This is a genomic window from Peribacillus sp. Bi96 (assembly GCF_918698115.1).
Lineage (GTDB): Bacteria > Bacillota > Bacilli > Bacillales > DSM-1321 > Peribacillus.
Genome location: NZ_CAKKLV010000015.1, coordinates 13,334 through 29,258, shown reverse-complemented (window position 1 = coordinate 29,258; position 15,925 = coordinate 13,334). Strand labels below are relative to the sequence as shown.

Annotated in this window: 15 protein-coding genes; 7 read left to right on the top strand and 8 right to left on the bottom strand. The window is 37.7% G+C overall.

Annotated features, from left to right (window positions below; all coding sequences use genetic code 11):
• Window positions 1-234: 234 nt before the first annotated feature.
• Window positions 235-972, bottom strand: coding sequence for an IclR family transcriptional regulator (locus tag LQ203_RS17645; RefSeq protein WP_230159686.1), 738 nt, complete (start codon window positions 970-972; stop codon window positions 235-237).
• 149 nt (window positions 973-1,121) lie between these two features.
• Between LQ203_RS17645 and LQ203_RS17640 the strand changes: the two genes are divergently transcribed.
• The 6 genes from LQ203_RS17640 (at window position 1,122) to LQ203_RS17615 (ending at window position 9,150) form a co-directional block, all read left to right on the top strand.
• Complete coding sequence (locus tag LQ203_RS17640) at window positions 1,122-2,000, top strand: arginine deiminase family protein (protein WP_230159684.1); 879 nt, start codon at window positions 1,122-1,124, stop codon at window positions 1,998-2,000.
• Between the two features lie 17 nt (window positions 2,001-2,017).
• Window positions 2,018-2,779 carry an arginine deiminase family protein gene (locus LQ203_RS17635; protein ID WP_230159675.1) on the top strand — a complete coding sequence of 254 codons (762 nt, stop codon included), beginning with the start codon at window positions 2,018-2,020 and terminating at the stop codon, window positions 2,777-2,779.
• Between the two features lie 128 nt (window positions 2,780-2,907).
• Window positions 2,908-4,515 (top strand): M20/M25/M40 family metallo-hydrolase, encoded by a 1,608-nt coding sequence (locus tag LQ203_RS17630; RefSeq protein WP_230159666.1) that lies wholly within the window; start codon window positions 2,908-2,910, stop codon window positions 4,513-4,515.
• A gap of 634 nt (window positions 4,516-5,149) precedes the next feature.
• Complete coding sequence (locus LQ203_RS17625; RefSeq protein ID WP_230159663.1) at window positions 5,150-5,911, top strand: arginine deiminase-related protein; 762 nt, start codon at window positions 5,150-5,152, stop codon at window positions 5,909-5,911.
• Between the two features lie 28 nt (window positions 5,912-5,939).
• On the top strand, window positions 5,940-7,376 hold the full coding sequence (locus tag LQ203_RS17620) for an amino acid permease (protein WP_230159662.1): 1,437 nt from the start codon (window positions 5,940-5,942) through the stop codon (window positions 7,374-7,376).
• Between the two features lie 94 nt (window positions 7,377-7,470).
• Window positions 7,471-9,150 carry a M20/M25/M40 family metallo-hydrolase gene (locus LQ203_RS17615; protein ID WP_230159659.1) on the top strand — a complete coding sequence of 560 codons (1,680 nt, stop codon included), beginning with the start codon at window positions 7,471-7,473 and terminating at the stop codon, window positions 9,148-9,150.
• Window positions 9,151-9,559: 409 nt separating this feature from the next.
• On the opposite strand, the gene LQ203_RS17610 is transcribed toward LQ203_RS17615, so the two are convergent.
• The 7 genes from LQ203_RS17610 to LQ203_RS17580 all read right to left on the bottom strand — a co-directional run bounded on the left by LQ203_RS17610 (window position 9,560) and on the right by LQ203_RS17580 (window position 15,377).
• On the bottom strand, window positions 9,560-10,177 hold the full coding sequence (locus LQ203_RS17610; protein ID WP_230159658.1) for a cell wall hydrolase: 618 nt from the start codon (window positions 10,175-10,177) through the stop codon (window positions 9,560-9,562).
• Between the two features lie 785 nt (window positions 10,178-10,962).
• The gene (locus LQ203_RS17605; protein WP_230159910.1) at window positions 10,963-11,592 is read right to left on the bottom strand and encodes a 2OG-Fe(II) oxygenase; all 630 of its coding nucleotides are present in this window, start codon (window positions 11,590-11,592) and stop codon (window positions 10,963-10,965) included.
• A 404-nt stretch (window positions 11,593-11,996) separates the two neighbouring features.
• Window positions 11,997-12,833 (bottom strand): TIGR03943 family protein, encoded by an 837-nt coding sequence (locus LQ203_RS17600; protein WP_230159656.1) that lies wholly within the window; start codon window positions 12,831-12,833, stop codon window positions 11,997-11,999.
• A gap of 14 nt (window positions 12,834-12,847) precedes the next feature.
• Complete coding sequence (locus LQ203_RS17595) at window positions 12,848-13,702, bottom strand: permease (protein ID WP_230159908.1); 855 nt, start codon at window positions 13,700-13,702, stop codon at window positions 12,848-12,850.
• A 386-nt stretch (window positions 13,703-14,088) separates the two neighbouring features.
• Complete coding sequence (locus LQ203_RS17590; protein ID WP_230159906.1) at window positions 14,089-14,829, bottom strand: polysaccharide deacetylase family protein; 741 nt, start codon at window positions 14,827-14,829, stop codon at window positions 14,089-14,091.
• A 189-nt stretch (window positions 14,830-15,018) separates the two neighbouring features.
• Complete coding sequence (locus LQ203_RS17585; RefSeq protein ID WP_356714735.1) at window positions 15,019-15,192, bottom strand: DUF4183 domain-containing protein; 174 nt, start codon at window positions 15,190-15,192, stop codon at window positions 15,019-15,021.
• Window positions 15,189-15,377 carry a hypothetical protein gene (locus tag LQ203_RS17580; RefSeq protein WP_230159917.1) on the bottom strand — a complete coding sequence of 63 codons (189 nt, stop codon included), beginning with the start codon at window positions 15,375-15,377 and terminating at the stop codon, window positions 15,189-15,191. Before LQ203_RS17580 ends, LQ203_RS17585 begins: the two co-directional genes overlap by 4 nt.
• Before the next feature lie 111 nt (window positions 15,378-15,488).
• Between LQ203_RS17580 and LQ203_RS17575 the strand changes: the two genes are divergently transcribed.
• Window positions 15,489-15,893, top strand: a complete 405-nt coding sequence (locus LQ203_RS17575; RefSeq protein WP_230159655.1) for a DUF4183 domain-containing protein — start codon at window positions 15,489-15,491, stop codon at window positions 15,891-15,893.
• Window positions 15,894-15,925 lie beyond the last annotated feature (32 nt).

The window sequence follows — 15,925 nt, the reverse complement described above, 5'->3', positions numbered from 1 at the left end:
TCTTATTTTGACTTTTCCTTCACCAATTCTTCCATCATATTTTCATCTTCTTTAGTAGTTTTAGGAATCTCTCTTGAATAAAACACTTTGAACGGCATTCAGAAGTTGTTTGTAGAGTCTATTTTTTTTCATGAGCGATCCCCCTATAACTCCTCACCGTGAAGTAAGTTCACAGGTACTATATTCTATCGTCCACAATTTCAAAAGTTACTTTCTCCAATACAGATATTGAACTTATCCACTATAACCCAATTTTGTGGAAACTCGTTTGCCAGTTTCCATCACATTCTTAATGAGAAAATCAAGCCTGTCTTCTGTCAAGTTAAAGCTGACAAAGCCAATACTCACTGCCCCGTGTACTTCCCCAAAATGGTTCAAGATCGGAACAGCAACAGAAGATGTACCCTCTGTTCTTTCACTGTGACTGATTCCGTATCCCTTCATTTTAGTCTCTTGCAGTGTTTTCCAAAAATCAGGTCTTTCTTGTTTTGGGAGAAGAGCATCTATAATTTTTTCCGCTTGATTATATGGCATAAAGGCGAGCATCACCTTATTAGCGGCTCCAAGATGCATAGAGACACGTGATCCGAGCTGATCATAAACTCGGATTTGGTTTTTTTCACTATCGATTCGTTCGATGATAAGTGACTCCAATTCTATTGGCTGACTTAGATAGACGCTTTCCTCTACTATGTTCATAAGTCTTTCCAGTTCAGGTCTTATTTGACTGATGTAATCCATTTTGTCATACATACGCAGACCATATTCGAGCCAAATGTTACCTAAACCATATTGTTTGGATTGTTCGTCTTGTTGAATTAAACCGTGTTTGGACATGGCTTTTAACAAACGATGCATGGAACTAACAGGAAGATCACATTCTTGGGATAGTTCCGTAATAGATAGCCTGTTTTCCGATGAGTTGGAAACTAAAACCTTAATAACGTTCATGGCTCGGTCAATTGATTGCATAAACTTACCACCTATCTTTCATTTACGAGTAACATAAAAAAACTAAAAATTTAAAACATATTGACAGTATACCATAATTAATTTTATAATTTAAGAAAATTTCCTATTAGCGGAATTGTTTTCCGTTATGCGGAAAAAGGAGGAATGTAATGAACTATTGTTCGTCTATGTACAAACCATTGCAACGTGTCATTGTAAAACATCCAAACGACGCTTTTATTAGTCAAGAGCATATAAGCCAAGAATGGAGGAAGTTCAACTATGCAGAAGAGCCAGATTTCAAAGAAGCCTTAACAGAGTTTGGTGACTTTATTTCCATTTTGGAGAAATATGTTCCAAACATCGATTATTTACCCGCATCTTCGGAAGTGGGCATGGACTCTTTGTATGCACATGACCCTGTCAAATTCACAAGCGAAGGAGCCATAATTTTAAATTCTGGGAAAGAATTGAGGCAGCCTGAAGCAAATGTATACAAGGAATTTTGTAAGGAAAAGAACATCCCGATCATTGGTGTTTTGACTGGTGATGCTGTCGCTGATGGCGGGGATATCGTTTGGCTTGATGACCGGACACTTGCTGTCGGACATGGCTATCGAACAAACGCTGAAGCGATTCGACAATTAAAAGAAATGACTGCCCATCTTGTCGATGAATTCATCGTTGTCCAGCTTTCGCATGATCAGGGCGAAGGAGAATGTCTCCATCTTATGTCTTTCATCAGCATGGTCGACCATGATTTAGCGGTTGTTCATTCTCGTCTTATGCCAGTCTTTTTAAGAAAACTGCTTATAGAACGTGGCATTCAGCTTATCGAAGTGCCGGATGATGAGTATATGAACCTAGGTTGCAATGTGCTTGCATTAGCCCCGCGTGTTTGTGTAATGTCTAGTGGCAACGCTTACACCAAGCAAAAGCTTCTCGATGCCGGGGCCACAGTATATGAATACAAAGGAAATGAAATCAGTTATAAAGGCACTGGAGGACCCACCTGTTTAACCTGTCCGGTTGTGCGCACAAATATATAAAAATGGGGGAATAAAAGATGTTTAAACATACAATTGTAAAAAAACCAGGAAAAAGTTATGTAAATGGATTAACAACATCCGACTATGGAAAACCAGATTATGAAAAATTATTGGAGCAGCATGCTGCATATGTAGAAGCTTTAAAAAAATGCGGGGTTTCAGTTACAACCTTGGTGGCAAGCGAGGAGTTTGCCGATTCAACATTCGTTGAAGATACCGCTGTTTTGACTCAGGAATTTGCCGTCATCACTAATCCGGGAGCTGATACAAGAAACGGTGAAATAAAAGAAATGGAGTCCGTTCTGAAGGATTTCTATAAAAAGTTTCACTATATAAACGCTCCAGGCACATTAGATGGAGGAGATGTCCTTCAAGTCGAAGAGCATTTTTATATTGGTATTTCCGATCGTACAAATGAGGAAGGTGCCCGCCAGTTAAAGGAAATCTTAGAATCTGAAGGCTATAAAGGGACGATTGTTCCTTTAAAAGAGTTCTTCCATCTGAAAACAGGAGTTGCCTACCTTGGCAATAACTTAATTGTAGCTGCAGGTGAATTTATCAATCATCCAGATTTTGCACAATACAAGAAAATAACGGTTTCAGCAAAAGACGAATACTCAGCAAACTGTATCCTCGTAAATGACTATGTGATTATTCCAAAGGGATATGAAGAAACGAAACGTAAAATGAATGATGCTGGTTATAAAACGATTGAACTTGAAATGTCGGAAGTCCAAAAACAAGACGGTGGATTGAGCTGCCTGTCACTGCGCTTTTAAAAATCAGAAAATTGAGAGAAATGGAAGGTGGTTCGTCCTATGCTGGGATGAATGAACAAATCATTTCATTATGATCTTGAATCTTTCAAGACTACTCATACATTTGTTTAATCCGGAAGGTGAATTCAATGAGTCAATTACTATGGGGTAGCCCGAAAACGCTTCGTGCTTTGTTATGCGAACTAGTTAGTTGGGAAAGCCGTACACATACAGAAGGGGAACGCACATTCCCTTATGAAGTTCAAGAGAAATTAAGTGAACTTGATTATTTTAAAAAGAATCCAGAGCACTTATCACTTCACAAAGCTGATCTGGGGAGGAATTTTGTCAATGCCTTTTACAAACATCCTGAAGCAAAGGAGACAGTTGTATTAATTAGCCACTTTGATACGGTTCAGACTGAAGAATACGGCGATCTAGAGACTCTTGCTTTTCAACCGGAGGAGCTCACAAAGAAACTTCATGATCGAAAAGATGATTTACCGGAAGAAGCGCGCATTGATCTCGAATCGGGAAAGTACTTGTTTGGAAGAGGAACAATGGATATGAAAATGGGGCTTGCCCTTCATATGTCTCTCATTGAAAAAGCAAGTACCGAGCAATGGTCGATCAATTTGCTGCTGTTAACCGTCCCTGATGAGGAAGTGAATTCCGCGGGAATGAGAGCGGCAGTTAAAGAACTTGTGAATTTACGTGATAAATATGATCTTTCTTATAAAATGTTTATTAATAGTGAACCATCTTTTTCACAGAAACCGGGGGATGATAGACATTATATTTATTCTGGAACGATGGGGAAAATCATGCCGGCTGCTCTTTTTTATGGGAAAGAAACTCACGTAGGTGAACCATTAAAGGGAATAACAGCCAACTATATTTCCACGTTCCTTACGCAGCTCATGGAGTGGAACCCTCTGTTTCAGGAAAGTGACCTTGGAGAGAAAACACCTTTACCCGTATCGCTCCAGCAAAAAGATTTGAAATTACAATATTCAACACAGACGCCTTATCGTGCAGCAGCGCTTTATAATGTTTTCCTTATGAAAAGAAGTGCAGCTGAAATTATGAATTTATTCGAACAGGTTTCACAGGAAGCGGCACACATGTGCAATGATTCATATAAAGCTCTTTGCCGACGAGAACAAATTGAAGGTGTAGGCGAAGTGAAAGTGTTGCGCTACGAAAAATTACTTTCTTATGCAGAGGGAAAACTTGGTGGGAATTTTGTTGAGAAAATAAAGAGTGAAGTCCAAGGAAACATGGATTGGGATGAGCGGGATAAATCACTCCGAATCGCTGACAAATTGATGATTCAATGTCAGGAACTTGCACCGGCCATCGTATTGCTTTTTGCGCCGCCATATTATCCGGCGGTCAATGCGTCCGATGACCCGCTTATCATCGATTCTGTTCAATTAATAAAGGAAACCGCCGGCAAGTTTGATGTAGAAGTCAGCCAAATTCATTATTTTAATGGCCTTTGCGATTTAAGCTATGTTCAATATAGTGATGAGGCTGACGGCTGGACGGCTTTTGAACGGAATACGCCAGTCTGGGGCGATACTTACAGCATTCCTTTCGCTGATATGCTTCAACTTCAAGCGCCCGTGCTCAATGTCGGACCGTTTGGAAAAGATGCCCACCAGCGTACTGAGCGCCTTCACATCGATAGTGCCTTTGTTCATACTCCTATTATGCTGGAGAGTTTAATGAAGAGTTTGGTTGAGCAGTTATAAAGGCATCCTATCATTTCTGTAAGGTTTTCGGAAGAATCTAGATTAAACGATGCCAACGTAGGATTTGATTCTCTAACACACAAGATTGAGTGAAAGCTAAACCCGGAATAACAATACTTATGAATCCATAACATTAGCAAATTACTTAAAAAGTAAAGAAAAACCTATTTTAAGAGCGATAACCGGTACAGGAAGATTTGAAGGAGGATATGTCTATTGACGGATGAGTGCACTTTGCCTGCAGCAAGAGGGGATCTGACCAATGATGAAGTGATTAGAAAATTGAAAGTAAATTTCGTCACCTAGTTAGAAAGTAATCATGCTTCCTCTTCTTCATGGAAAGGGTGCGTTGTCTATTCTCCTCTCAAGCCTGTATGGGGAAACTGCAGCTGAATAGAGGAACCAATCCAATTGAAGTTTCTGATAACGAAAAGAAACAATAAGTTGCCGTGTGTTATCTACTACATTAAGAAGATGTAATATGCTTGCTGGAAAACCATTACATAAAACGGATTGAACAGCATCTCGTGAAAGAAACAAATAGGAAGGAACAGAAATTTCATTTAAATGTACGGGGGGTCCATTTAATACACGTCCCTTATTTTAAAAGTTCACTATATTAGGAGGAATATATATGTTTAAACAGGCGATTGTACGAAAGATAGGAAAAAGTTTTGTAAATGGATTAACTACATCCGATTTAGGAACCCCAAATTATGATAAAGCGCTTGGACAGCACGTCGCTTATGTAAAAGCCTTAAAACGCTGTGGTGTGAAAGTGACCGTACTCGAAATGGATGAAAACTTCCCTGATTCAACATTTGTAGAAGATACGGCGGTGTTGACGCCAAAATGTGCCCTTATAACCAATCCTGGTGCAGAAAGCCGAAATGGTGAAATTATTGAAATGAAAGAAGTATTAAAGGACTTTTATGACACAATTGAATATATTCAATCCCCTGGAATGTTAGATGGCGGAGATGTTATGCAAGTTGAAGATCGTTTTTATGTCGGCCTTTCTACCAGAACCAATGAAGCTGGAGCTCTGCAGTTTAAAGAGATTATGGGTAAATATGGATGTGATACGACCGTTATTCCTCTTAAGAAATTCTTTCACCTAAAAACAGGAGTAAATTATTTAGGCGACAATAATTTATTAGTGGCTGGAGAATTCATCAATCACGAGGCTTTTACTAGCTATAATCGAATCGTTGTAACAGAGGAAGAAGAATATGCGGGTAATTGCATCCGGATGAACGACTACGTTATTATCCCGAAAGGATTTGAGGGAACTAAGAAAAAGATTGAAGATGTGGGATACACGGTGATTGAAGTGGAAATGTCAGAATTCCAAAAACAAGATGGCGGTCTTAGTTGTCTTTCTTTGAGATTCTAAGGTAAGTAGGGAGAAGAAGGAATAAGGGATGAGAAAAGGACGTGATAATATGGGAAATGTTCTGGAGAACAATGATCAACTGCAACGCTCTATGAAAAGCCGTCATTTATTTATGCTTTCACTCGGTGGTGTTATTGGTACAGGCCTTTTTTTAAATGCAGGCTATACAATTAATCAAGCAGGTGCCGGAGGAGCTCTGGTGGGTTATTTAGCCGGTGGTCTTATTTTGTATATGGTAATGGTCTGTTTAGGCGAGCTTGCCGTTCATATGCCGGTTACAGGATCATTCCAAAAATATGCTGCTGATTATATTGGACCTTCCGCTGGTTTTTCGCTTGGATGGATGTATTTCGTCGGTTCAGCCGCAACTGCAGGAGTTGAGTTTACCGCTGCAGGAATATTGATGAAACAATGGTTCCCTCATGTTCCTACCTGGATTTGGTGTGCTGTGTTCATTGTGCTTTTATTTACATTGAATGCATTAACAACAAGGGGTTTTGCAGAGGCGGAATATTGGTTCGCTGGAATAAAAATCGTTGCAGTAATCTTGTTTATCATCATTGGAATCGCGGGCATCTTTGGCTTTGTCTCTTTCTCAGATCGTCCAACCCCATTCTTGGATAATCTGGCTCCTACAGGCCTTTTTCCAGCAGGGGGTATTGCCATTGTCTTTGTCACAATGATGAATGTAATATTTTCTTATCAAGGCTCAGAACTAATAGGAATTGCAGCAGGGGAAAGTGAAAATCCTGAAAAGAACATCCCTAGGGCCATTCGAAATGTAATTTTTAGAATCATTGTATTCTACATTGCGTCTATCATTATTCTTTCTGCCATATTCCCTTCTTCTGAATTGGGTTTATTAGAAAGTCCCTTTGTCACTTTAATGAAGATAGCGGGGGTTCCGTATGCAGCAGGTATCATGAATTTCATTATTTTGACCGCTATACTTTCTGTTGGGAATTCATGTCTTTATGCATCTTCACGTTTACTTTGGTCGATGGCACATGATGGAATGGCACCCAAGATGTTTGGTATTTTGACTAAGCGAAAAGTGCCGTTGAATGCTCTGTTATTTACCATAACTTTTTCACTTTTGTCGTTATTAACTAGCTTTATTGCTGCTGATACTGTGTTCGTATTACTAATGTCTATTGCGGGTATTTCCGTTACAATCTCATGGATGGGAATTGCTTTATCACAATATATGTTTCGAAGGAAGTTTATAAAAGCGGGTGGGAAATCGGAAGAATTACATTTCAAAGTACCTTTTTATCCATTTGTCCCATTGTTTTGTATAAGTTTTTGCTTGCTGATTCTAGTATTCCTTGCTTTTGACCCCACTCAACGAGTTGGATTATTTTATGGGATAGGATTTTTGGTAGCCTGTATATTATTCTATAAATGTATACTGGCAAAGAAAGAGGAGTCAAAAAATGATAGTAGTAAAGAAAAAATAATATAGTAATGACGATTCTGTTGATTACCCAATATTATAAGTCTTAAGCTAGATAAAAAGAGAAAGCGTTTCCATAATGATGAATATGAGGAGTGAGGGTGTGTATCATCAATTACAGAAAAAAGATATACCTGGACAGGTTGAATTTTTGACGCGACACCTAGTGGGAATTCAAAGCATTAATGGGACAGAAGGTGAAAGTGCTGTAGCAGATTTTATTAAAGAAGTTCTTCAAAGCTTTCCTTACTTTAAACAAAACCCTGGTTTTGTATGGGAACAGCCTGTTCCAAATGATACGGTTGGAAGGAAAAATATCTTTGCTCTCGTACGAGGAAAGAAAGCGTCCGATAAGACCGTTATTTTTCACTCTCATATTGACACGGTAGGAATTGAGGACTTCGGTCATTTAAAATCTGATGCTGTAAATCCTGATGTTTTGGAATCGTTTTTTTCCACATACGAGTTAGACAGCGACGTGCAAGCAGATGCTCAATCTGGGGATTGGATGTTTGGAAGAGGCTCTGTCGACATGAAGAGCGGAGCTGCAGTACACCTCGCTAATGTTTTGTATTTCACCGAACATTTAGATGAGCTATCAGGCAATATCCTTTTGATGATGAATCCTGACGAGGAAAGCCAGCATAAAGGTATTATTACGGCCATCCCAGAATTGAAAAGGTTAAAAGAAGTGTACGATTTGGATTACGTATCAGCCATTAATAATGATTTTATCACCCCTCTTTATGAAGGTGATCCTCACCGCTATATTTATACAGGAGCAGCCGGGAAGCTTCTACCAAGCTTTTATGTATATGGGCGCGAGTCTCATGTAGGCGATACGCTTTCAAGCATTGACCCGAACTTTGTTGCGGCAGAAATCACACGCCGTATCCATAACAATTTAGAGCTGGCAGAAAATATTGAAGGCGAACTGACACTGCCGCCAACATGCTTGCAGCAGCGTGATAATAAAGAGTTTTATACGGTACAGACTGCGACAAGCAGTTATTTATACTTTAATTATTTTCTTTATGAATCAACAGCTAAAGAAGTGATGGATAAGCTTACGGCTATCACAAGAGAAGCCTGTATAGAAGCTGAGTATTATTTATTTAAACAGTACCAGGAATTTCTCAAGCGTTCGTGTTTACCAGGAAAGGAACTTTCTTGGTACATCGAAGTCACGAGTTTAGCGGATTTTATAAAAGAGCTGGAAAGCAAAGGACTTCCTGCTGCTAGAACGGCAAAAGAAGTGCAAAATGAACATCAGCATATGGAACCAAGAAAACGTTGCTTTAAAATCGTGGAAGCATTGCAAAATCTAGATCCGAATAAAAAGCCAAGGGTCATCATTTTCTTTGCTCCGCCTTATTTACCGCACAATTATTTGAATGAAGAAAATGACCGTGATGCAAAGCTTCTGCAATCCATCAAAGAAGTATTAGCGGAAACGGAACAACAAACCGGTGAACAATTTGCCTTGAAAAAGTTTTTCCCTTATTTGGCAGATGGCAGCTTTCTTTCCCTGCATGAAACGGATGAAGAAATCAGTTCTTTGACTAATAATTTTCCGGAATGGGAATCGATTTACCCAGTCCCGATTAAAGGCATTCGTGAACTGAATATCGCTTCAGTGAACATGGGCGTTTACGGGAAAGACGGTCATAAGTGGACGGAGCGAGTCTATAAACCGTATACGTTCCATGTACTTCCTGAACTCATCCGCAAAACAGCTATTAAACTATTGGAACAGGAAGAAAACACGCTGTTGAGTGTTTGACATTATTCCTGCTGCTACCTATATTCTTTCGGGGAGTGACAGGCATTTATGGACATCCACTAGAATGATCATATTATGACTCATCCACCATTTATGAATAGTGAGTGGTTCAGTAGCTATAAATCTTTTTGTTTTTTTGAACTTAGTTACAGGGGCAGCGTCACAAGCCCCATCAAGATAACAGGGTGGACCACTCAAAATGTTAAAATGAACATTTCTATATCAACGAGATGAAAAAAATTTCGTTTTGGGGGTTATCCATTTTCTTAGGTTGATGGCTATGAGGGACGCCAAAAAGGTCGGGCAAATACTGCCCGACCATTCAACTACACCCCACGAAATAGTTAATTGGGATAATGATCATTCGAAACTATAAAAATATAATTGCAATATGTATGTAGATTAGTTTTTACTTTGCAAATAAGTGGTTGCCTATTTTAATGACCTTTTCCCTAGTGAAAATCCATTCATCTGTTGCCAAGTGTGGATTATAATAATAAACAGAACCCATAGTAGGATCCCAACCTTTTAATGCATCAATAACAGCTTGATAAGAATAGCTGTTTGGGGTCAAATAATATTGGCCATCATGTATAGCTGTAAAAGCATTTGTCTGAAAAATAACATCGTAAGTATTTTTAGGAAAACCCGGTGTTGACATTCGATTCAAAATTACTGCAGCGACAGCAACTTTTCCTTCATAAGTTTCTCCTCGAGCTTCTCCATGAACAACCCTGGCCATCATTTCAATACCATTTACCTTTTGTTGTGTTTGTAATCCAAAAATTCCATCTGGTAATAGTCCAGCATCTAATTGAAGTTGTTTCACAGCATGATCAGTAATTGAACCATAATATCCTGTTGGTTGGCTTTTAAAGTAACCCATTTTCTTTAACTTTTCTTGTAGGTCATAAACTGTTTGTCCTTGACTTCCATTGTGTAAAATTTCTTGAGCAAAGATTGAATTGGGTATGAAAAACAAGAAACAAATGAAAACAAAAACCGACATTTTTACATTTAACTTCAAATAATGCCACATCCTTCGATTAATTTTGCTACCATTCTACTTTATCATACAAAGAAAATAGATTTATCTTACAATAGTTCTATTTTTAACCTAATATAGAATTAATTTTCAGACGATTGAATTTGTTGATAAAAAGAGAATGAATCTACTAAAATGGAAGTTTTTCATGGAACCAGGACCTATAATCAAAACAGATTTTGCTATCGTTGCAGTATCATGTTCCAGAGAAGCTATTACGTACAAGTAAGCGGACAATTATTAAACCTGTATCAAATGGTGGAATTTCTTTGATGAAAAGACTTGGTTTTGAGGAGTTTTTATTAGGCCGAAGGGCTTGCAGATTGGTTTAAAAAGGGAATTAAAAAACCCCGGACAAATAGCCGGGAATGGGTATAATGGTGTTTGGGTTATATTATTGCGCATAGGTCGAAGTTTGGCTAACTAACATGTTGGTACTCATTATTTTGGCATTGTGTCCAAAATAATGACTCAAATCCAATCTGGACATTTTTTCATACATTCGAATATGTAATCCATTTTCAAAACGGAATTATGATGAGCACGACACTCTTGAGTTCAAAATTCAAAGAGCGCTCTGAATAGTCGACTTTCTTCTAATATTAAAAGATAGGGGAGGCCATTAAAAAGAATGTCGATATTTTGTGAATTTTTTGTCTCCGACCTCATTCCTAAATGATAATAACAAATATAATGGATTGGAGGGGACAGTTATTTGGAAAGAATACTCTAATTTACCGTTTTGAACATTGAATGTCTATCAGTTGCTACTTTTTTTGTCTTCTCATCCATTGTGTTGCAACCCATTTTTCTTCATTAATTACTGGCGCTCCACCATGTAAAGTTAGCTCGTTTATGTGATTATCGTTATAGAAATATTCGAAATACACTGCCATCCCTTTTTTTGGGGATACAGAAAAATTCAGTTTAGGAAAAAACGTTTCTCCTCCATGCTCTACATCATTTAAGTACATGACAATTGTGCTAATTCTATTATTTTTGGTCTCTTTACTTGTAAAAAAATCAAAATGGGCTTTATACTCTTGACCTGGAGAATATTTAAGAATTTGAATCCCATCCCCATGTTCAATGGGTATATTCATTATAGATGATATTCTTTTTTCAATTCTGGTAATGATATCACTTTCATTTTCTTGAAAAAACATACCACTACTTGTTCTTATCTCATTTACTTCATGGGAATCTCCAATTTTAGAACGATGCAATTTGTCTTTTGACAATCTAATTAGTTCGTCACATTCTTCGTCACTCAAAACGCTTCCTAAAACTACTATTAGTGGTTCTTCTAATCTGGCAATGATATTAATTTCTCTATCTTCTGTTATGATTCTATTTCCAACATGGTTAAAAATAGTTTGTTCTTTACTAATATTCATTGTCAATTTTCATCGACTCCCAAAGGTTTCAATTTTCAGAATGCGGTTATCTATGATGATTATATCATGAACCTCTCGTAATATACCTGTTCTGTATTCAGCTAACAGGTACAATCAAATAAAAAGGCCGACCAGTAAATATTACTGGTTGACCTTTTTAAGAGAATTTATTATATGAGCAGCCGAGGTAAGACATACGGTGTATGGGGCATGTAACAAGCGAAGCTATAAAACAAGCCCATCCTTAAAGATGGGCGCTTTGAATTTAGTATTAAAGTTTAAGACATTATGCATCTTCAAAAAAATTTCCTCGATAAACCAACAACATAATCTCTCAAGCTATGGTTACGTGCAATCATTTGAATGTCTGCAGGATATATAGTTACCTCGTAATGAATAGTTCTTTAATATTTTCTATAAACATAAGGATCATCGGGCTCAACGGTTTTGGTCTGTGATGTTACTTTGAGTATAGGAATGGTTTTCTTAAATGGCTGATAATAAATGGTTTCTAGTTTACCTGTCACGGAATACCACTCATCATTTTTAGGATGCATTCCTTCCGGAAATTCAATTAGCATACCGAATACCCCAGAGTCCGCGACACAATGGATGACCCCAAAGCGAAACAGAAATACCTGGTTTTTAGATAAATCCTTTGAATTGTAGGAAAATCCAGTTAACGTAATGTTTTTACCTGTGAACTTTCCAGGAGAATAATAGATGGCTTCCAAATCTTTAAGGTAGTTGTTGTCGGTTAAATGCAGGCTATCACGTTTTACTAAGCTGTTTAGAGACTCATCCATTAAAGTTAAATAGTCATCCTTACCATAATATAAACTTGTATCAGGTTGCAGAAATTGATGCTGGCTATATTCATCTGTGTCATCGTATACGGGGAAATGAAATCCTTTCTTCTCTACGATATTCGAATCCATTGTGGCAACAGGCAAAAAGAGGCCGGTATAAATGGGAATCAAAAATAGCGAGTAAGTAAGGACTTTTTTCCATCTTTTGTTTTCTTTTGAATGATCATGCCCGCAATGACAATCATCACACTCTTTTTTATCATCTTCTTTAATATATAAGTAGGAACCCATTAACGTAAAAATAGCTAATATATAGATAGCAATCTGTGAAACATAAGAATATTCCATATTAATGTATTTCGATATATTCCCTGAGGCGTGTAAATGCATGAATAAAAAAGTAAGTCCAAGTAATATGAATAAACGTCCCATATAAAACACCCTCTTTAAGAAATGAACAATAAAGTTAAGCCTAGTACGGAAATAAAAATATAAGCCATCAAACATAAAACAAATTTTGTTTTGAATGTACCTAAAAGCATGATCGTATTTTTAATATCGAACATGGCCCCAAATACAAGAAACGCAACGATTGAAGAAGTCGAGAAGGTGCTTCTAAAAGAACTCGCAACAAAGGCGTCTGCTTGGGAACACAAGGACATCACATAAGACAGTGCCATCATAACTACATTCCCGGATAAATTTCCTTGACCAATCTCAAGCAAGAGGGATGTTTTCAAAAAGGTTTGAATGGCAGCTGCCAATAGTGCGCCAATTATTAAGTACTTTCCAACAGAAAAGAACTCTTCAATCGAGTGTTTAAACATTCCTGTTATTTTGTCTTTAACCGTATGGGAATGGTGATTGGTATGTCCGATAAGTTCATGTTTAAGTTGATTTGTCTTAAATTGGAAAGAGAGTATACACGCAATGATTAAGACGACCAAGAGTGCTATTCCGCCACGATAGATAACCATGCTCCAGTTATTCCCAAATGCAATATAGGTGGAAAACAGAACAATCGGATTCAGAATAGGTGCAGAAAGCATAAAGGCAATGGCAGCTGAAAGTGGAACGCCTTTAGCAATCAAACGGCGGGTAATCGGGACTATCCCGCACTCACATGCAAGAAAAAAGACCCCAGCAAATATTGCGAATAAAACAGATAAGATCGGATTTTTCGGTATAACCTTTGCTATCATTTCTTCTGACACAAAAATTTGGATGATTCCAGATATAAGGACTCCCAATAGAATGAAGGGAAGGGATTCAATTAGGATGCTAATAAATATCGTATTCATTTGTAAAAGTGCCTGAACGTTCAAATCATAAACCGCCTTCCATATAGCTGACTTAACTATACTAGTTTCGTAATAGAAGGAAGTCAATTTATTATTACTGGGAGTAATAGGATGGAAGTTAAATGAACAAGGGATAGGCTTAAATGGAAGGTTAAGTGAAGAATTCCGGAGAGATGAAAGAACGGCAATTACGATACAGGAATAAATGACTGGAAAGTCGTAATATGTAATTCGGATAGCCCCATTATTGTTTTTCGTGATCCTTTTCAGAAGCGAGAGCTTGAGGAGGACCTGATCGTCCATCGATAGGTCCAATTATATGCCGCCTAAATGAATGATTTTGGAATGAACTTCTGGTAAATAAAAAAGCTCTTTTACGATCATGCTCATTCAACAGGGAAGGTTCTGAAAAATCCGGGTATGCTTACGTTGGAACGAAATATTAGATCAGATACCGTAACACATTCATAGCCGTTTTTATACAAATAATCCAATGTCGTTTCTAATGCTTTTACTGTTTGGGGACGATCACTCCAATCGTGCAGGAGAATGATATCACCAGCTCGTAACGAATTGATTATATGAGTGGAGATTTTATTTGGTGCCGGTCTTTTCCAGTCTTGGGGATCTTGATGCCAGGACCACAGAATAACCTTATATCCTTTTTTGACTGCTGTATTAATGATTATATCGTTATGAAGTCCGCCTACAGGACGATATAGGGATGGTTTGTATTTGGCAATGTCCCAAATCACTTTATCTGTTTGATCTAATTCAGAGGATAATAACTCGGCTGTCATATTTTTATTGTAATAATGATGATAGGTGTGGTTAGCAATTTCATGACCTTCTTTTATTTCTCTCATTAGAATGCCAGGATTACTTTTCACTTTATTACCTGAAACAAAAAAGGTTGCTTTGGCATTATATTTAGCCAATATATCCAGGATTTGAGGTGTGTAGGAAGGGTGTGGTCCATCATCAAAAGTTATGGCTACGATTTTTTCTTTTGTATGCCCTTCCCAAATAACATTTCCTGTTTTTTCGTATGCTTCTCGACTGGAAGTTATGGCCTGAATATATGGAGTGTCACAAAATAAAAAAAGAATGAAAACTGAAAAAGCCATGATTAAGGTTTTCAAACTAATGCCCTCCTGTACATGTATATACGACATAGTATATGGAGTTCAACTTTATTTATTAAAGACGTTCAACATATCAGCCCATTTATTAAAGGATTACTTGTCGGTGATTTTTTGTATTACAATAAAGTGCAGGATTCAAACGTTTCCTGATCGCTTATTGAGGGAAGTTGTTTAAATAATGAACATTTGCAATATGATAGGTGCCCCTTTTATTGGTGTATCAACCGTATTCAATTTAAGCTTTCCCTTTTCAACCGTGTAATTAGCATGAGGCTGTAAAACGCCATTTATAAATAAATTCATAAAGGAAGTATTTGAGGGATCAAGTATTGTCTGATTACCTATGTCTGTAATTCCGTCTTTCTCTTCAAATATTCGTTGGCAGCCATTTGCAATAGCATAAAATTCGCAAGCAACAATGCTTCTCGGAATCCTTGTGCGAATTTCTTTGGGAGAGCACTTAGGGAAAAACAACAAAGGTCTCGGATTTGGGTATCCATTTTAATGAAACGGCATTTTTCATGATCCATTTTTAAACTCTCCCCCTTTTTCTTAACTCCTTATCTATTTTATAAAAAGTGCAGATTATCGCTGGGGACCATTTTTGGATTTAGTCTATACAATTCCATTCATGAAATAGCATGAAGAGTAGAGAGGTGAATATATTACCGTTAAAAATAATGAAATTAGCCCTGGAGGCTACCTCGGTGATTAATGTAAATCCGCTTGTCACCCGATTTTTTTATGAGGTACTCGCTGCATTGGATGGTCCAACGACACTTTCCATTGATGCAGCAAGTTTTTGGTCGGATACAGGAGCTCCTGCTACTGCGTTGCCTGTATTAAGTACTGAAAACAGCTCATTTGAAGTGTTTATTAATGGTGTTCTGCAAATGGAGGATATATCCACATACACTCCAGGGGCCACTGGAGTAGGAAGTCTTCTAATCACTGTTCCAGCCGGTTCCTCCATTATAGCTGGATCTCCGGTAACTCTTGTCGTGACTAACTATGCACCGACATCCGATGTTGATATTGTTACGTAATCGTTGTATGTCATCTTAAATAAAAAGATGAA